This is a genomic window from Nocardia sp. BMG51109 (genome assembly GCF_000526215.1).
Classification (GTDB): domain Bacteria; phylum Actinomycetota; class Actinomycetes; order Mycobacteriales; family Mycobacteriaceae; genus Nocardia.
The window spans coordinates 2,900,184-2,917,047 of sequence record NZ_JAFQ01000004.1 but is presented as its reverse complement, the minus strand read 5'-3'; the positions used below and the strand labels follow the sequence as shown (position 1 = coordinate 2,917,047).

General features: G+C 69.2%; 17 protein-coding genes. 4 read left to right on the top strand and 13 right to left on the bottom strand.

The window, feature by feature from the left end:
* Positions 1–21: 21 nt before the first annotated feature.
* The 9 genes from D892_RS0114705 to D892_RS0114665 all read right to left on the bottom strand — a co-directional run bounded on the left by D892_RS0114705 (position 22) and on the right by D892_RS0114665 (position 8,821).
* A complete protein-coding gene (locus tag D892_RS0114705; RefSeq protein ID WP_024801965.1) occupies positions 22–1,038 on the bottom strand; it encodes a lysophospholipid acyltransferase family protein in 1,017 nt (338 codons plus the stop codon).
* Positions 1,035–2,105: an NAD-dependent epimerase/dehydratase family protein gene (locus tag D892_RS0114700; protein WP_051499066.1), complete on the bottom strand. Its 1,071-nt coding sequence runs from the start codon at positions 2,103–2,105 to the stop codon at positions 1,035–1,037. Before D892_RS0114700 ends, D892_RS0114705 begins: the two co-directional genes overlap by 4 nt.
* A gap of 189 nt (positions 2,106–2,294) precedes the next feature.
* Positions 2,295–2,396 (bottom strand): 30S ribosomal protein bS22, encoded by a 102-nt coding sequence (locus D892_RS45175; protein WP_003402602.1) that lies wholly within the window; start codon positions 2,394–2,396, stop codon positions 2,295–2,297.
* Positions 2,397–2,625: 229 nt separating this feature from the next.
* Positions 2,626–2,850, bottom strand: a complete 225-nt coding sequence (locus tag D892_RS0114690) for a helix-turn-helix domain-containing protein (protein WP_024801963.1) — start codon at positions 2,848–2,850, stop codon at positions 2,626–2,628.
* Between the two features lie 136 nt (positions 2,851–2,986).
* Positions 2,987–3,805, bottom strand: a complete 819-nt coding sequence (gene proC, locus D892_RS0114685; RefSeq protein WP_024801962.1) for a pyrroline-5-carboxylate reductase — start codon at positions 3,803–3,805, stop codon at positions 2,987–2,989.
* A gap of 60 nt (positions 3,806–3,865) precedes the next feature.
* Complete coding sequence (locus tag D892_RS0114680) at positions 3,866–4,765, bottom strand: acyl-CoA thioesterase domain-containing protein (protein WP_024801961.1); 900 nt, start codon at positions 4,763–4,765, stop codon at positions 3,866–3,868.
* 482 nt (positions 4,766–5,247) lie between these two features.
* The gene (locus D892_RS0114675) at positions 5,248–6,144 is read right to left on the bottom strand and encodes a sugar phosphate isomerase/epimerase (protein ID WP_036567054.1); all 897 of its coding nucleotides are present in this window, start codon (positions 6,142–6,144) and stop codon (positions 5,248–5,250) included.
* A gap of 32 nt (positions 6,145–6,176) precedes the next feature.
* Positions 6,177–7,835: a hypothetical protein gene (locus D892_RS43680; protein ID WP_024801959.1), complete on the bottom strand. Its 1,659-nt coding sequence runs from the start codon at positions 7,833–7,835 to the stop codon at positions 6,177–6,179.
* The gene (locus D892_RS0114665) at positions 7,832–8,821 is read right to left on the bottom strand and encodes a Ppx/GppA phosphatase family protein (RefSeq protein ID WP_024801958.1); all 990 of its coding nucleotides are present in this window, start codon (positions 8,819–8,821) and stop codon (positions 7,832–7,834) included. The genes D892_RS43680 and D892_RS0114665 overlap by 4 nt, the downstream gene beginning before the upstream one ends.
* A gap of 107 nt (positions 8,822–8,928) precedes the next feature.
* On the opposite strand from D892_RS0114665, the gene D892_RS0114660 reads away from it, so the two are divergent.
* The 3 genes from D892_RS0114660 to D892_RS0114650 all read left to right on the top strand — a co-directional run bounded on the left by D892_RS0114660 (position 8,929) and on the right by D892_RS0114650 (position 10,786).
* On the top strand, positions 8,929–9,786 hold the full coding sequence (locus D892_RS0114660) for a hypothetical protein (protein WP_024801957.1): 858 nt from the start codon (positions 8,929–8,931) through the stop codon (positions 9,784–9,786).
* Positions 9,787–10,005: 219 nt separating this feature from the next.
* Positions 10,006–10,329, top strand: coding sequence for a hypothetical protein (locus D892_RS0114655; RefSeq protein WP_232236091.1), 324 nt, complete (start codon positions 10,006–10,008; stop codon positions 10,327–10,329).
* A gap of 112 nt (positions 10,330–10,441) precedes the next feature.
* The gene (locus D892_RS0114650) at positions 10,442–10,786 is read left to right on the top strand and encodes a hypothetical protein (RefSeq protein ID WP_024801955.1); all 345 of its coding nucleotides are present in this window, start codon (positions 10,442–10,444) and stop codon (positions 10,784–10,786) included.
* Between the two features lie 22 nt (positions 10,787–10,808).
* Here the strand turns inward: D892_RS0114650 and D892_RS0114645 are convergent, their stop codons facing one another.
* Positions 10,809–11,498: a response regulator transcription factor gene (locus D892_RS0114645; protein WP_024801954.1), complete on the bottom strand. Its 690-nt coding sequence runs from the start codon at positions 11,496–11,498 to the stop codon at positions 10,809–10,811.
* Positions 11,495–12,769 (bottom strand): cell wall metabolism sensor histidine kinase WalK, encoded by a 1,275-nt coding sequence (locus D892_RS0114640; protein WP_024801953.1) that lies wholly within the window; start codon positions 12,767–12,769, stop codon positions 11,495–11,497. The genes D892_RS0114645 and D892_RS0114640 overlap by 4 nt, the downstream gene beginning before the upstream one ends.
* Before the next feature lie 369 nt (positions 12,770–13,138).
* Between D892_RS0114640 and D892_RS0114635 the strand changes: the two genes are divergently transcribed.
* Positions 13,139–13,954 carry a class I SAM-dependent methyltransferase gene (locus D892_RS0114635; RefSeq protein WP_024801952.1) on the top strand — a complete coding sequence of 272 codons (816 nt, stop codon included), beginning with the start codon at positions 13,139–13,141 and terminating at the stop codon, positions 13,952–13,954.
* A gap of 22 nt (positions 13,955–13,976) precedes the next feature.
* Here D892_RS0114635 and D892_RS0114630 read toward each other — a convergent pair whose 3' ends face one another.
* Positions 13,977–14,729 (bottom strand): DUF6796 family protein, encoded by a 753-nt coding sequence (locus tag D892_RS0114630; protein WP_369801749.1) that lies wholly within the window; start codon positions 14,727–14,729, stop codon positions 13,977–13,979.
* A gap of 57 nt (positions 14,730–14,786) precedes the next feature.
* Positions 14,787–16,826, bottom strand: coding sequence for a CocE/NonD family hydrolase (locus D892_RS0114625; protein ID WP_024801950.1), 2,040 nt, complete (start codon positions 16,824–16,826; stop codon positions 14,787–14,789).
* Between the last annotated feature and the right edge of the window lie 38 nt (positions 16,827–16,864).

Sequence of the window (16,864 nt, the reverse complement as noted above, 5' to 3'; positions counted from 1 at the left end):
GAGCTGCACGTGCGACGGGGCCTAACCGGTGAACGGGTTGCGGCGCTTCATCAGCAGTTTGTACAGCGTCTGCTGGATGGTCTCGCGGACCTGATCGGTCACCTCGAACATGGTCATCGGGTCGTCGGCCGATTCGGGCTCGTAGCCGCCGGTGGCGATCGGCGTGCCGAACTCGATGTGCCACTTCGACGGCAGCGGGATCGCGCCGAGCACGCCGAGATGCGGGAACAGCGGCGTCACCGGGAAGTACGGCAGGCCGAGCAGCCGGGCCAGCGGCTTCAGGTCGGCGAGCTTCGGGTAGATCTCCTCGGAGCCGACGATGGAGCACGGAACGATCGGCACGCCCGACTTCACCGCCGCCGACACGAATCCGCCCCGGCCGAACCGCTGCAGCTTGTACCGCTCCGCATAGGGCTTACCGATGCCCTTGAAACCCTCGGGGAATACGCCGACCAGCTCGCCCGTGCGCAGCAGCCGTTCGGCGTCGGCGGGGCAGGCCACCGTGTGACCTGCCTTGCGGGCCAGCCCGCCCAGCATCGGCAGCTCGAAGACCAGATCGGCGGCCAGCAGCCGCAGCGCCCGCTGCTTCGGATGCCGGTCGTGCACGGCCAGCTGGAGCATCAGGCCGTCGATCGGCAGCACGCCGGCGTGATTCGACACGATCAGCGCCGCACCGGATTCGGGGAGGTTATCGATGCCGGAGACGTCGACCCGGAACCACCGCTGCGACAGCGGCCGCAGCGTCGGCAGCACCACCTTCTCCAGCAGATGTTCGTCCAGCCCGAACTCGTCCACCTGGTAGTCGCCGGTCAGGCGGCGGCGGGCGAAATCGGCCGTGCCGCGGATGCCGTCGCCGAGCGCGCCGCGCACCAGATCCCCGAGCGTCCGCTCCGGCGGCGGCCCGGCCTCGGCCAACCGTTCGGTCAGCGAGGTCACCGAACTCGGCGGTGACTCTCCCGGCCAGCGCCGTCCGGTCCCGCGTTGTCGCGACTCGAAGTCCGCGTCGTGCAGCTGTATCACCTTGGCCACGTCACTCATCGGTGCGCTCCCACTCCGGCCCCGATCAGGCCGAGAAGTCTCGATTCTGCAGCGTCGATCCACCGTGGATCGAGGACGGGCCGCAACGCTGCGCCCCCAACGAAGTCGTCGAATGCCTGCACCGTCGTCCAGCGTGGCTGAAATCCGAGTTCGGCGCGCATCCGGGTGGTGTCCAGACCACAACCGAAATGAAAATAATCGATCTGCTCGGTCGTGAATTCCCGCATCACCGGCTCCATGAGCGAGCATCCGACGGTGCGGAACAGCGAGTACGGGATCGGCAGCTCGATGCGGCCGGCCCGGCGCACGGCCTGCGACAGCACCAGCGCGCCGTCGCCGGCGACGTTGAACGTGCCGCCGGGCGCGGCCAGCGCGGCATGCGCCAGGGCGGCGATCGCGTCCTCCTCGTGCAACAGCTGCAGGCGCGGGTCCCGGCCGAGGATGGTCGGCGTCACCGGTGGGCGGAAATACCGCACACCACGCTGCGCCAGCCGCGGGCCGACGATCGGCGGGAAACGAAGAATCGCCGCGGCGATATCCGGACGCCTGCGCGCCAGCCCGCGCACGAAACCTTCGATGTCGATCATGTCGCGGGCGAACTCCCCGCGCGGGGTGTGCGCGGACATTTCCTCGGTGAATTTCGCGGGATCCTTCGCACTGCACCCGTATACCGCCGACGACGAGCGCACCACCACCCGCCGCACGCTCGATGCCTTCTGGCAGGCCGCGAACAACTGCATCGAGCCGAGCACGTTGCAGTCCTTCATCGCGGCGCGCCCGCCGCCGGACGGCGGCCGCGACAGCATCGCCGGATGCACCACGGTGTCGACCTCGTTGCCGTCGATCACCTTGCGGATCAAGGGATTTCGGATGTCGGCACGGACGAACTCGGCCCGCCCCATGCGGCGTAGCTGCTGCCGTCCCGGCATCCGCGCGTCCACGGCGAGGATCCGCTCGACGGTGGGGTCGGCGGCCAGGCGTGCAACCACGGTGCCGCCGAAGAACCGGCTTGCGCCGGTCACCAGCACAACCTTGGGCGTATGCCCGTCCCGCACGCTCGCACCCACGCCGGATCCCACCTATACGGCCCCCGTTTTCCGCTGATTTCCCAGATCCCAGAGTAGCCCCTGCCATTACCGGCGCCGCAGCGTTTAACCTGCTTCTTACGATGACTTCCACCACCGGAAAAGGAAAAACCCGCCACCTCTCGGGTGACGGGCCTTCGGCGAGCACTGCGTCGGCAGCCGAGCGCAGCGTTACTTGCCGAGTTTGCGACGCTGCACACGCGTGCGGCGAAGCAGCTTGCGGTGCTTCTTCTTCGACATGCGCTTGCGGCGCTTCTTGATCACAGAACCCATAGGGCTGTTCCTCGCGTTCTCTCTATACCTCGGCGCGCACGCCGGTCCACGTACGCCCGTGTCCACCCCACTGGACCCCGGTACACCGGCGGGCGAACACGACGATCGTTCATGCTACCGGGCCAACCTGCGGCGAACGAAACGGGGATCCGCCGCGACCCACCGTCCACAGAGCCGCCGAGCCCACCGTTCCGGCCGCTGCCGGAACGGTCGGGCCCGAGCGTCCGACCTACCCCGCGTCGAAGTAGGACGTCTGCAGATAGTCGTGCACCGCCTTGGCGTGCACCCGGAACGATCGGCCCACCCGCACCGCGGGGAGCTCACCCGAGTGCACCAGCCGGTACACCGTCATCTTGGACACCCGCATCAGATTCGCCACCTCGGCGACGGTGAGGAACTGCGTCCCTCCACCGATTGCGGGACCGGTACTCGCAGAGCTGTTTCCAGACATCATTGCGCCACTCACACCTCCGGCACGTCCGCGCCGCCGGCTTCCCCACCGGCGGAACAGACACGCACGTGCTCCTTGAAGCTTAGCGTGACCAGTGGGATTACTGCGACGGGTGGGAGATAACAGTGTCGATTGCGCGCTACTCGGCGGTCGTCCCCTGTTCGACGGAGCGTCGCCTGGCCGCATTCAACGCCTCCCAGAACGCCGAGCGCACGCCGCCTCGTTCGAGTTCGCGGATCGCCGCCGCCGTGGTGCCGGCCGGCGAGGTGACCGCCGCGCGCAACTCCGCGGCATCCTGTCCGGACTCCTCCAGCAGCGCCGCCGAACCGAGCATGGTCTGCGCCACCAGCTCGCTCGCCACGTCCCGGCTCAGCCCGAGCCCCACCCCCGCCTCCACCATCGCCTCGACGACCAGGAAGAAGTACGCCGGGCCGGACCCGGACACCGCGGTGACGGCGTCCATCTGGGCCTCGGGCACGGTCACCACCTTGCCGACCGCCGCCAGCACCTCGCTCACCTGCCGCAACTGTTCGGGTTTGGCGTAGCGGCCCGCCGCGAGCACACTCATCCCCTGACCGACCAGCATCGGCGTATTGGGCATGACCCGCACGACCGGGAATCCGGCCGGCAGCTTGCCCTCCAGCTTGGACGTGGGCACACCGGCGGCCAGCGACACCACCACCTGGTCGCGATCGTTGTCCAGTTCGGCCTTGCCCAACGCGGTCAGTACCCCGTCGACGTCGTGCGGCTTGACCGCGACGATCAACAGGTCGGCACTGGTCACGGCGTCCGCGACACTGTCGGTGACCCGGATGCCGAACCGCTCGCCGAGGAATTCGGACCGGGCCGGCGCCGTCTCGACGACGGCCAGATCCTTGCTCGCCCGCCCCGACTCGAGCAACCCGGCGATCAACGCCTCGCCGATCCGTCCGCCACCGATCACCGCAATTCTCGTCATGACGGCAAGGCTATCCGCGCCCCCGGAACCCCGGGCACACGGCCGGGCCGACCGGGCGGGCTATTGCGGCTGCGGGATCAGGGCGAGCTGGCGGGACTGGGCGACCACCGCGCCGGTGGCGTCGAGGACCAGCTGATCCTCGTCGAACATCCGCTCGCCCACCTCGTGCGTGGTGGCGATGACCCGCAGCCAGCCGGGCGCCGGGCGGCGGCGCAGGTAGGTGGACATCTGCACCGTCGGGGCCCAGCCGAAGTGGCCCAGGTTCATCGGCACCGGCGGGCTCATATCGCCCGCCATCATCGCGAAGTAGGCGGCGACGTCCGGATCGCGCTCGTCGCCGGCCCGCGGGCGGATCCACAGCCGCAGCCGGGGTTCGCCCTGCTCGCCGTCGAGGAAGTGGGCCCAGGCCCGATCCATCGCCACGGAGGCGCCCTGGGCGACGTTCACGATGCGGCCCATCGGGGACCCGGGCTCGTAGCCGATCGCGTCGCCCGGCGGTTCGACGGGCATGTCGGTGTAGCTGTCGCGGGCGTAGACGGGCGCGGCGTCGTCGAGGCGGCCGAAGGTGAAGGCGGTGTGCACCCGGGTTCGCCCGCCCTGCACCAGGTCGGTGTCGGCCAGGCAGATCTGCCTGCCGATCTTGCGGATGCGCACCTGATATTCGACCTCGCCGGGTTCGGGCGCACCGAGGAAATCGCTCGAGGCCGCGATCGCGAACATGTCCGTCCGGCCCGGATCGGCGGCGCGCAGGCGGGCCGTGGCGGCCGCGGCGCTGCCCGCGACCAGGGTGCCGCCGTGCGGCTTCTTGCCGATGGTCCAGGTCGCCTCGATGAAGCCGCGATAGCGGCCCACGTCCGGGAGGTCCGACGGCAGTTCGGTCACCCCGCAGGCTCGGCTGAACGGGGCGTCGTCGACGTCCGCACCCGGCCGTTCCGCATCGGTGGTGGTCAGCTCCGTCACGGCCACTCCTTCCCGCGGGCTGTACCCGCTCCGGATCCCGTACAGCGTATAAGTCTGCCCGGACAGCGCGTGATTCCCGGCCCAGTGTGACGAACCCACCAGTTCGCCGCGCTCGGCATCGACAAGTCCTCGACCGCCGCGACTCGTCCGGAACACCGGCGACGCCATGCCCGCAGCACCGCCCACCGTGCCCATCTCGTCGTCTCGGCGTCCACACCCCGCGCCCCGACACGCCCACCCCTCGCTCGGGCAGGCCGCCTCGTCGTATCCCGACATGCTTTCCGCCGGGTGTGGATCCTGGCCCAAGCACGTTGGGATGACCGCCGGACCCGAGGCAACTCCCGGGACGGAGGCTGGGATCGCGCGGCGACTCCGGGATTGGCAGCCACGGCCACCGGACGAGGCGCCGAGTTGCGGGTTCGTATCTCGCCGCCTGGGCAGCGGTCGTGACACAGGACGGGCGGGTGGGTCGGGCTCGACCCTCAGACTCGCTGCACCCCGGTCGTTTCCGGGGTGGCGGCGGGGCGGACGTCGTTGAGGTGGGTGCGGGCGAAGGTCAGGGCGCGCTGCAGGGCGGCGGCCCGCTCGCCGGTGGTGCGGGCGTTCTGGGTGTTCACCTCGATCACCGCGTGGCCGCTGAAACCGCTGTGCACCAGCGATTCGCAGACCTGCGCGCAGGGCTGGTTGCCCTCGCCGGGAATCAGGTGCTCGTCGTGCGCGGCGCCGGTGCCGTCGGCGAGATGCAGATGCGCGAGGCCCTTGCCCATCCGGCCGGCGAGCACGCGCGCATCCGTGCCGGCGGTCGCCGTGTGCGACAGGTCGAGGGTGTAGTTGCGGAATCCGGTGTCGGTCGGGTCGTAGGACGGGCTGAACGCGGTCAGCGAAAGGCCCGGGCCGCCACGGCGTTCCAGCCGTCGCGCGGCGCCCGAGCGACGCCCGAACAGGCTGTCGGCCCGCATCGGAAACATGTTCTCGACGGCCACCGTCACCGGGCTGTGCTCCTCGAGCTGAGCCACCTGCGCGGCGAAGCCCTCGGCGTAGCCGCGCTGCCAGCGGAACGGCGGATGCACGACCACCGTGCTCGCCCCCAGCGCCTCCGCCGTGTGCACGCTGCGCTCCAGCTTCACGACCGGATCCGCGCCCCAGACCCGCTGCGAGATCAGCAGACACGGCGCGTGCACCGCGAGCACCGGCGTCGAGTACCGGCGCGCGTAGTCCTGCACGGTCGCGATGCTCTGGCTGGCCGGTTCGGCCCAGACCATCAGTTCCACCCCGTCGTACCCGAGTTCCGCGGCGTAGCGAAACGCCGCCTCCGCGTTCTCGGGGTACACCGACGCCGTCGACAGTCCCACCCGGATGTTGTTCCCCGCCGGTGTCATCCGCACTGTCTCATCCGCTCGGTGTCATCCGCTCAGTTCGTGCTGAGTAGGAACGCCAGTGGGCCCAGTGTCACGAAGATGCCGACGATCACGGCGATCACGGTGCTCATGATGTCGTCGGTGCGGCGCAGCACCCGCACCAGCGCCACCAGGCCGAGTATCACGACCATGGCCAGCATCAGGGCGACGAACGGCAGCACGTCCCACATCTTCTCGAAACCCTTGAACAGCAGCATCCCCGCGACCGCGGCGCCGGCGACCTGCCCGGCGAGCACCAGCCACTGGCGCCGGTTGGCGTCCTCCTCGGAGCGCGGGGTGCGGGCGCGCTCCGCGACGGCCTGCTTGGAGGTCTGTGCGCGGCGGGCGACGGCCCGCTTGGCGCGCACCGCCCACGACTCGCCGGACTCGTCGTCCTCGTCGTCGTCGAATTCATCGAAGTCGTCGAACTCGTTGAGATCGTCGTCGAACTCGTCGGAATCGTCGGAATCGAGGTCGCCGGGGCGGACCGGCGCGTAGACATCGGTGCGATCGTTCGCGGTTGCGGGGATGTCCGCGGGCGCGAAACCGCGCCGATTGCCCTTGTCCCGCAGCAGATCCCCGGCGACGGTGGGACCGGAGACCAGCTGCTGGTCGGCCAGCGCCCACGCGGGTGCGCCGTTCGGCTCGACGGGCGCGGGTACGCCGTTGTGCATCGGGTGGCCCCCGGGCGGGGCCGGCGGTTCGGCGGGGTGGCGCCTTCGCGCCGACCACGCGGGTAGGCCCGGAGGTGGCGGACCGCCCGCCCCGTTGCGGGGTGGCGGCTCCATCCGGTCCTGCTGGTCGCCGCGGAACGGCGGCTCGCCCTCGGGCGGACGCGCGGGCGCCCACCCGGCCGGCCCGGGGCCCGCGCCGTTGCGCTGCGGGAACGGCCCACGGAGCGGCCGGATCTCGGTCGCCTGCTCGTCGGGACCGCGGCGGCGCCAGCCGTCCACGCCCGGAGGCGCCTGTTCGGGAGTCTCCGGGATCGGCGGCGGCGGTTCGGCCATGGCTTCCATGGCCTCCATGCGCTCGCGGCGCGCTCGTCGGCTGGTCGGTGGCGGCGCTCCGGTACCGCCGAACGGGTCGGGATCGGCATCCGCGGTCTGCTCCGCGGGCGCGTCGGGCCAGCCGTAACCCGCCGGATCGCGAAGCGCCGCATCCGACATGGCGGGCGACTGGTACGAGCGCTGCTCATAGGCGGGGGGCTCGTAGGCGGGAGGGGCGTAGCCGGAGGGATCGAAGGCCGGCGACTCCGGCACCGCGGACCCGTTCGTCCCGGAACCGTTGGTGTGCGCCCCGTTGTTCCCCAGCGGGTCGTACAGCGAGATCGGCCCCGACAGCGGCGAATACGCGGGCCCGGCATCGAAATCCGGTAGCGACGACGAGTAATCGGACGATGCGGAGTAGTTGGACGATGCGGAGTAATCGGACGGCGCCGAGTAATCGGACGACCCGTATCCGTAGTCGATCGCCCCGGAGGCGTCGTCGGCCTCCGGGTCGGGGGCGGCGTGCGCGGAGGAACCCTCGCGCACCACCGGCTGGTCGCCGGTCAGCTCCGTGACCGAGATGCCCCGGCCACTGCGGCGCCGCCGGCCGCCGCCGGACGACGGCACGCCCTGACCGTTGCGGGCCAGCAGCTCGGCGACCGACAGCTGGGTTGAATCGTCACTCATTGCGACACCGTTTCGGTCGGGCCAGGTACTCCGTTCGGACAGCCGGCACCGGGTTCGCTGTCCAAGTCGGTATCCAGTTTGCGCAGGATCAGTCCCTCCCGCAGCGCCCAAGGGCAAATCTCGAGAGTATCCAGCGATAACGCTCGCATACTCGCCTCCGCGACCAATGCGCCAGCCACCAGTTGTTGTGACCGATCGGAACTAACGCCCTCCAATTCTGCACGGTCCGCCGCCGTCATCCGAGAGATGAACGCGATCAGCTGCCGCAGACCGGAACTGGAGAGAATACGCCGCTCCCGAGGCCCCGCCGAGGAGGGGGCGGCGCCGGTGAGCCGGGCCAGCGTCCGGAACGTCTTCGAGGTGCCCACGGCCAGATCGGGACGCCCCGGCTCGACCAGTTGTTTGGCGGGTACCACCAGCTCGGCCTCCAGCCAGTCGCGCAGCACCGCGACCCGGCGCTTACCCGGCGGGTCCTCGCGCAGCCATTCGCGGGTGAGCCGACCGGCGCCCAACGGCAGCGACAGTGCCGCGTCGGGAGCCTCGTCGCAGCCGTTGCTCATCTCCAGGGAACCGCCGCCGATATCGATATTGAGGATGCGCCCGGCGCTCCAGCCGTACCAGCGGCGCACGGCGAGGAAGGTCAGCCGGGCCTCGTCGACCCCCGTCAGCACCCGCAGATCGACGCCGGTGTCGTGGCGTATCCGGGCCAGCACCTCGTCGGAGTTGGTGGCCTCGCGCACCGCCGACGTCGCGAACGGCATCAGCTGCACGCAGCCGGAAGTCTTTGCGATGCTGGCGAATTCGGTAATGGTGGAGGTCAGGCGGGCTGATCCGCCGGGGGTGATGCGGCCGTGGTCGTCCATGTTCTCCGACAGCCGCAGCGTCGCCTTGGTGGAGCTCATCGGCATCGGGTGGCCACCGCGATGCGCGTCCACCACGAGCAGGTGGACGGTATTGCTTCCCACATCGAGCACACCGAGCCGCACATGAACACGGTACTGGGTTGTCGTGTCGCGCAGCAGACGGAACGATGTAACACCCGGTAAACCCCGGTTCTGCACGAATCCGGAAATAGCTGTTAGCGTCGGGCGATGTGACGGCAGGAGCTTCCGCGAGCGCCCCGACCGGGTTGCGGCCAGCGGCGAAGATCGATCCCAGCCCGGAGGTAGATCTCGACTTCCCGCGCGAATGGATCGAGTTCGCCGATCCGGCGAACAGCGAGCATACGATCGTGGCCGATCTGACCTGGCTGCTGTCGCGCTGGACGTGCGTCTTCGGCACACCCGCCTGTCAGGGCATCATCGAGGGCCGCCCCGACGACGGCTGCTGCTCGCACGGCGCGTTCCTCTCCGACGACGACGATCGCAAGAAGCTCCAGAAGGCTGTGAAAATGCTCACACCCGACGACTGGCAGCTGATGGACGAGGCACGCGACGCCGACGGCAAGGTGCGCAAGAAGCTGTACCTGGAGAAGGACGACCTCGACGGCGAGACCGCCGAGCGCACCCGCCGTTACGACGGTGCGTGCATCTTCCTCAACCGCCCCGGCTTCGCCGGCGGCATCGGCTGCGCGCTGCACAGCATGGCGCTGCGCAAGGGGCTCGAACCGCTGACCGTGAAGCCGGAAGTGTGCTGGCAGCTGCCGATCCGGCGCACCCAGGACTGGGTGGACCGCCCCGACGGCGTGCAGATCCTGCGCACCACCCTGGGTGAATACGACCGGCGCGGCTGGGGCCCGGGCGGACTCGACCTGCACTGGTACTGCTCCGGCTCACCGGACGCGCACGTGGGTTCCCGGCCGGTGTGGCAGTCCTACGCCCCGGAACTGATCGAACTGATCGGCGAGCCCGCGTACGACGAACTCGCCCGGCACTGCAAGCGCCGCGAGGGACTCGGCATCGTCGCCGTGCATCCGGCCACCGCCGAGGCGGAACGCGAAGCCGCGCACTGAGATTGCCCAAAGGTAGCCAACTATCGCGCGCCGATATGCCGTAGCGTGAACCGCGCAAAACGGGCAAACATCCGGCGCCCCGATGGGAGGACCTGCGGAACCGATGGCGACACAACGACAAAATGTACGACACGCGGGTAGCGAGTCGATAAGACATCCGGCGGCCATGCAGGCTTCACCCGGCGATGGTAGGTGTCTTGCCTCATGATGAGAAAAATCATGGCAACCGCGGCCCTCACCGTCGGCGCGGCGCTGGCGCTGGCCCCGGTGGCACACGGCGAGGACGCCGGTTTCGACCCGTTCGACTACAACGTGCAGACCGACAAGTTCGTGAACTACACGGATCCGGCGGCGTTGCAGGCGCAGCAGAACGGCAAGCAGGTCATCGTGACTCCGTACGGCACCTCGCGCACCATCGCCTGCCGCGGTAACGGCGCCGACATTCCGCTCTACGACTGCATGCAGCACGACGACTTCGGCTGGCAGCCGCTGTCGAAGACCGATCTGCCACAGATCGGCACCGCCTGGGTGCACATCGTCTGAGTTCACACCGTCCGAGTTCACATCGTTCGAGCGCGGGCGCCCCAACGGATCGGGGGCGTCCGCTACGCTGCCCGCTGTAATAGCGGAACGGCATACGAACGATAGGACGGGTATGACCAAAACGATCTTCGCCTGCGCCGTCGCCGCCGGCGCGCTGCTCATGGCCGCGCCCGCCGCAAGCGCCGATCCGGCCCCGGAGGACCCCTACGGCTGGAACGAATATCGCGACTGGACTTCCGGATTCGTCTCGGCCTTCGACCCGGGCGCGTACTTCGATCCCGCCAAGACGTCGAAGCGCCTGGTGGTCAGCCCCTACGGCACCGGTCGCCCGATCGAGTGCCGCGGCGACGGCCATTACGTATGGCCGCACGACTGCCGCCAGTACGACGACAACGGCGTGCCGCACAACCTGAACGCGGTCGCCGTTCCGGTGCGCCAGCTGTTCGTCTACCAGTAGCGGTGTGCCCGCGGGCGGGGATTCAGGCCTCCAGCTTGTACCCCAGCCCGCGCACCGTGACCAGGTGCTCCGGCTTCGCCGGGTCGTTCTCTATCTTCGACCGGAGCCGCTTGACGTGCACGTCGAGCGTCTTGGTGTCGCCGACGTAGTCCGCGCCCCACACCCGGTCGATGAGCTGACCGCGGGTCAGCACCCGCCCGGAGTTGCGCAGCAGATACTCGAGCAGGTCGAACTCCTTGAGCGGCAACGTCACCGACTTGCCGTTGACCTGCACGGTGTGGCGATCGACGTCCATCCGCACCGGACCGGCCTCCAGCACACCGCTGTCGCTGGTGCCCTCGACCTCCTCGCCGACGCCGCGGCGCAGCACCGCGCGGATGCGGGCGATGAGCTCGCGCGACGAGTACGGCTTGGTGACATAGTCGTCGGCGCCCAGTTCGAGGCCGACGACCTTGTCGATCTCGCTGTCGCGGGCGGTCACCATGATCACCGGCACGCTGCTGCGGGTGCGCAGCTGCTTGCAGACGTCGGTGCCGCTCATGCCGGGCAGCATGAGATCGAGCAGCACGATGTCGGCGCCGGAGCGATCGAACTCGGCCAGCGCGGAGGGCCCGTCGCCGACCAGGGTCACCTCGAACCCCTCCTTACGCAGCAAGAACGCGAGCGGATCGGCCAGCGACTCCTCGTCCTCGACGATCAGCACACTCGTCATCGTGTTGCCTCCACACCATTGGGTCTGGCCCGTCCCGCCGGGCGCGGACCGTTTTCCTTCTTACCCACCGAATTTCCGGTGGGAGTTTTTCTCTCCGCCGCGATCGCGGTCGTGCCCGCGCCGCCCGCGGACTCGTCCTCGGCGTCGGCGGCGGGGATGCGCAGCGTGAACGTCGAGCCGGTGCCGAGCTTGCTCCACAGCGTGATCTCGCCGTTGTGATTGGCCGCCACGTGTTTGACGATAGCCAGCCCGAGCCCGGTCCCGCCGGTGGCGCGCGAGCGGGCCTTGTCCGCGCGGAAGAACCGCTCGAAGACCCGCTCCTGATCCTCCTTGGCGATGCCGATGCCGCGGTCGGTGACGGCGATGTTCACGTGTCCCCCGCGCAGCGAGCGGCTCACCGAGACGTGCGAGCCCTTCGGCGAATAGCTGATGGCGTTCTCCACCAGGTTCGACAGCGCGGTGATCAGCAGCATCTCGTCGCCGAGCACCTCGAGGCCGCTGTTCGCGTCGGTGCTCACGGTGATGCCGGCGGCCTCGGCGGCGGTGCGGGACCGCTCGATGGCCGCGTGGACGACGGTGTCCACGTCCACGGCCTCGAGTTCCGGCAGCTTCTCCGCGCCCTGCAGGCGCGACAGCGCGATCAGCTCGGTCACCATCTTGCCCATCCGGCCGCATTCGTCGTGCAGGCGCCGGCCGAAATGCCGCACCGAGTCGGGATCGTCGGCCGACTCCAGCAGTGCCTCCGCCAGCAGGCTCATCGCCCCGACCGGGGTCTTGAGCTCATGGCTGACATTGGCCACGAAATCCCGGCGGGTCGCCTCCATTCTCGCCTGTTCGGAGTCGTCGTCGGCGAACAGCACGACGAAGTTGGCGTTCTCCCGCGACAGCGGGCGGGCCACCCCGCGCACCGCGATGCGGCTGCGGCCGGGCACCGGATTCTTCAGGCTGAGATCGAAGTCCACGCTCTCCGCGGAGGCCAGCACCTTCTCCACCGCGGCCCACGCGCGCTCCTCGAGCAACCGGTTGCGGACCAGACCCAGTTCCTCCGCACGCGGATTCACCAGCACCACGTCGCGGTATTCGTCGACGACCGCGATGCCGCTCTCGGAGGCAAGCACGATCAGATCGAGCACCTGGGACATGGTGAGGCCGGATTCGGCCTCGCGGCGCTGCGCCTGCCGGGCATTCATGTACGGGATGAGCAGGCCACCGACGGCCAGACCTACGACGGCCGCCAGAACTGCCAGCAGCACGGCCTGGGGAACGCTCACAACTGAATCGTACGGTCGCGGACGCGCCGGCCAAGTGCGGGCCCGGGAAGTTTCCCGCAGGTCACGGGCACTTCCGCCGACGTTAGCCCGGCGTTTACGCAAAGTTCCACCGGTGCGTCGAGCGGCTCGGCCCGCACCGCCGCGGCGCCGATGAGGATGCCGCTTCCAGATTTCGTTGCGGCACCACGTATCTGGAGACTGTACGACACCACTGTGAACTGTCCTCCATTCTGTTCGGTCCGGTACCGGGCGCCGCACCCGCGCGGCGGCTGTGAAATGCGACTCTCCTTCCGCATCGGCGGCTCTGAGCCATGGCCTTGACCGGCCACTCCGATTTAGTTAGGTTAACCTAACCTAAGGGAGGCTGGGATGATGAAGGAAGCCATTCGGCTGGGCACCGTGCAGGAGACCCTGCTGATTCCGCTCTACGGGCGGGCGCTGGACGCCGGAACCCGGCGCCCGGTACTGGGGGATGCCAAGGCGGTCGAGCTCGTCGACCGGATCGACTACGACTTCGCCAAGTTCCGCGGGCCCGCACTGTCCGGTTCCGTCCTGCGCACGGCCATCTTCGACGGCTGGGTCCGGCGATTCCTGAACGAACACCCGGACGGGACGGTGATCGAGCTGGGCGCCGGCCTGAACACCCGGTCGAACCGCCTGGACAACGGCCGGGCCCACTGGTTCGACCTGGACCTGCCCGATACGACCGAACTGCGGCGGGCATTCTTCGACGACACCGATCGAATCACCACGATCGCCGGTTCGGTCCTGGACACCGACTGGTTCGACAAGGTCGCGGCGACCGGCGGTCCGTACTTCTTCGTCAGCGAGGCGGTGCTGCTCTACCTCGAACAGGAGCAGGTGCGCACCGTCGTGCGGCAGCTCGCCGAGCGGTTCCCCGGCAGCAGGCTCGCCTTCGATACCGGTGGCCGCACGATGATGAACAACCAGGATCGCAATCCGGTCTTCCAGGCGCTCTCCGCTCGCATGCAGTGGATCTGCGACGATCCGGCCGAGCTGGGGGCGTGGGGCCTGACGCTGCTGGACAGCCGGACGTTCGCCACCCCGCAACCGGAGATCGGCCGGCACTGGCCGTGGCGCTACCGCTTCGGCATGCCGCTCTTGGCCCGCGTCGTGCCGCCCCTGATCGGGGCGTATAAGCTGAATCTCTTCACGCTCGGCTGAACCGGGACCGCACGCGCGCCGATCAGGCCCGGCGGCGCCCCGACCACAGCAACGCCGTGCTCACGCCGTAGCTGATCAGATGCCCCAGGCTGATCCCCGCGCCTTGCAGCGAGTGCTTGTACCGGCCCGGCACCAGGCGATTCCCCGTCACCGCGGATGCGACGGCAATCGGCAGGGCGGGCGTGACGACGGGGCCGGCCCAACGCGGGTACGCGGTGCGGCCGGTCGCCACGGCGGCGATGGCCAGCGCGGAAGCGGCCACGGTGGCAATGCCGAAGGGCCAGTACGCGATCGCGATGGCGCGGCCGAAGTCGTCGGCCTGCCGGAGCAGACGGCGCTTCGCCTCCTCACTCACGGGCGCCAGTTCCTCCGCCGCCCTGTACGCCTCGCCCCAGTGGAAGAACGTGCCGTGAATGAATGCCGGCGTGGTCCAGGCGGCGGCCAGGATGAGCGCCGGCGGCACGGCACGGGCCCGACCGGCGGGCGCGAGTCCCTGATACAGATGCCAGGCGGCGGCCAGATACAGCGGCGACCCGAAGACTCCGCACATCGCCCCCACGGTCGACCTCGTGGTGGACGCCGGCAGCATCGAACCGATCTCGGGCTTGACCCCCGGCTCGCTCAGGATGGGATGCCGGTCGGGCTCCACCTTCGATCCCAGCAGCAGGACATCACCCGTCGCGTAGAGGACCGATCCGGCCACACCGGCCAGCCCCGCCCATCGGATACGGCGCGTATGCCGACCCGCACGACCTCGCAAACGACGAAAAGGCATAGCCAAATCTAACCCATCGAACCAAGCTTTGCCTTACCTAATCACAGGTTGCCGAGATCACCAGCCGGGATTGCCTGCGACCGGCAGATTCACGTAGCTGGGTTCGTTCGGGTCGAGTTGCAGATGCTGTGGGCGCAAACCGGATTCGACCAGCAGCGGAGTCGGCGGCACGCCCTTCGGGAAGCTCGCGGCGTACACGTTCACCCGCAGGCGGTGGCCGGGTTGCAGGACGGCGTCGACGGCCGGCACCGCGATATCGAGCGGAGTGGGCTCGCCGGGCACGGTCGGCTGCCGGGTGTCCAGGGACAGGTCGGCTACCGGAATGGTGTAGTCGCCGTTCGCGTCTCGGGTGCTGCACGATTCGTCGACGGCCCGCAGCGACGCCATCAGCTGGCCCGTGGACAGCACCGTCGAGCGGCCGTCGGGCGACACATCGGTGACCTCGACGACCCAGAAGCCGTCGGTCGCGTCCTGCACTGTATCGAGGTGCACCGCCATCGGGCCGGCGACGGTGGTCGGCTCCGCGGCCGGCGCGCTGGTGAAGGTCAGGCCGCCCAGCTCGTGGACGCGGTTGTCCTCCCCGCAGGCGACGACGATCGCGGTGACACCGATCGTCTGCTGCGACGCGTCGCGGGAACACAGTCCGGTCAATCCCGGTGCAACGGTGAGGCGGTCGACGCTCGGGCTCGGCTCGGTGAGCAGCGATCCGTCGTGCACGCTGCCGGCGCCGGTTCCGCTGGGCGCGGCGGCCAGATACATCCGCCGATACTCCGACTCCGGCCTCGGGAACGCCGGCAGGGTGGTCCAGGCACCGCCCTGCTCCTGGACCGTGACCGGGCCGTACCGGTCGATGCCGTTGTCGATTCCCTTGAGCCACTTGTCGAACCAGGCACGCTGCAGGACGTCCATCCGCGGCGGCAGGCCGGGCCGGCCGGATTCCGCGCCGTTGGTGATGTGGTAGGTGTCGCCCATCAGCAGCTGTTTCTGCCCGGGCGGCAACGGGATTCGGCCGAACAGCTCGGACTGCGAGTTGACGAACAGATCGTGCCAGCCGCCGGAGATGAAGGCGGGTGCGGTGATTCCGCTCGGATCGGTCTCCCACGCCTGGCGCGACGGGCTGTCGGCCTGCAGCAAATCCTGCACCTTCGGACCCAGCTGCGGGATCGTGGGCGTGATGAAGGAGTCGATCAGCGCGTCCACGAAGGTGAACGGGTCGGCGATGCGATCGGCCAGCCACTTCGTGTCGAATCGCCCCTGCGCCAACGAGACCAGATCGGGCATCATCTTGCTCATGTTGACCGCCAGCAGCCAGGCGGGCATGAAGGTGGTGCCGATCCCGCCGCCCGGGGCCACCACGTCGCGGAACGGGTTGCCGCTGGGCACGACCGGGAAGATCGCCTTCAACGCCGGCGGGGTCTTCGCGGCCACCTGCACCTGGTTGATGCCCGAATAGGAGACGCCGGTCATGCCGATGTCGCCGGTCGACCAGGGTTGTCGCGAGGCCCAGTCGATCACCTCGACGGTGTCCTGCTGCTCCCGCGCCCGCAGCAGATCCCAAACCCCTTGGGAGAAGCCGGTTCCCCGGACATCGACGACCACCTGCGTGTACCCGCTCCTGATCAGCTGCCGGTCGACGGTGAACGTGCGCATCAGACCGCCGCCGATCGTCTTGGTCAGATCGGTGAGGCCGGAGAAGGGCGTACCCGTCAGGTCGAAGTCACGGGCCAGCTGCATGATCCGGTCCGACAGTCCCGGGATCGACATCGCCGAGTCCATGGCCATAGACGCCAATTTGGTGTAGGGCGTGAGGTTGAGGATGGTCGGGGTGGGCGTGGCGATCGGACGGCCGGAGGCATCGGCGGGGTGGTAGACATTGCCCTTCAGCACGGTGCCGTCGCTCATGGTGATCGGCACGTCCCACTCGATATGGACGCCGGGATACTGCTGCGGCCCGTCTTCCGTTGCCGCCCAGGCCGTTCCGGCCGCGCCCCCGTCGGGCCCCACCGGCTCGGGTGTCTCAGCGACGACCGGCGACACGAACGGTGTCATCGCCATGGCGGCTACCGCCACCAGCCCAGCCCGCAGCAGATACCTCATCGCCCACCATCCACTCCGTTGTCCAGCGGTCGATTCTC

Excerpts from the sequence above, each read along its gene's own strand:
- D892_RS0114625 (WP_024801950.1), bottom strand. The coding sequence starts at position 16,826 with ATGAGGTATCTGCTGCGGGCTGGGCTGGTGGCGGTAGCCGCCATGGCG.
- D892_RS0114690 (WP_024801963.1), bottom strand. The coding sequence starts at position 2,850 with ATGATGTCTGGAAACAGCTCTGCGAGTACCGGTCCCGCAATCGGTGGA.
- proC (WP_024801962.1), bottom strand. The coding sequence starts at position 3,805 with ATGACGAGAATTGCGGTGATCGGTGGCGGACGGATCGGCGAGGCGTTG.
- D892_RS0114675 (WP_036567054.1), bottom strand. The coding sequence starts at position 6,144 with ATGACACCGGCGGGGAACAACATCCGGGTGGGACTGTCGACGGCGTCG.
- D892_RS0114705 (WP_024801965.1), bottom strand. The coding sequence starts at position 1,038 with ATGAGTGACGTGGCCAAGGTGATACAGCTGCACGACGCGGACTTCGAG.
- D892_RS45175 (WP_003402602.1), bottom strand. The coding sequence starts at position 2,396 with ATGGGTTCTGTGATCAAGAAGCGCCGCAAGCGCATGTCGAAGAAGAAG.
- D892_RS43680 (WP_024801959.1), bottom strand. The coding sequence starts at position 7,835 with ATGAGTGACGATTCAACCCAGCTGTCGGTCGCCGAGCTGCTGGCCCGC.
- D892_RS0114650 (WP_024801955.1), top strand. The coding sequence starts at position 10,442 with ATGACCAAAACGATCTTCGCCTGCGCCGTCGCCGCCGGCGCGCTGCTC.
- D892_RS0114645 (WP_024801954.1), bottom strand. The coding sequence starts at position 11,498 with ATGACGAGTGTGCTGATCGTCGAGGACGAGGAGTCGCTGGCCGATCCG.
- D892_RS0114635 (WP_024801952.1), top strand. The coding sequence starts at position 13,139 with ATGATGAAGGAAGCCATTCGGCTGGGCACCGTGCAGGAGACCCTGCTG.
- D892_RS0114655 (WP_232236091.1), top strand. The coding sequence starts at position 10,006 with ATGGCAACCGCGGCCCTCACCGTCGGCGCGGCGCTGGCGCTGGCCCCG.
- D892_RS0114630 (WP_369801749.1), bottom strand. The coding sequence starts at position 14,729 with ATGCCTTTTCGTCGTTTGCGAGGTCGTGCGGGTCGGCATACGCGCCGT.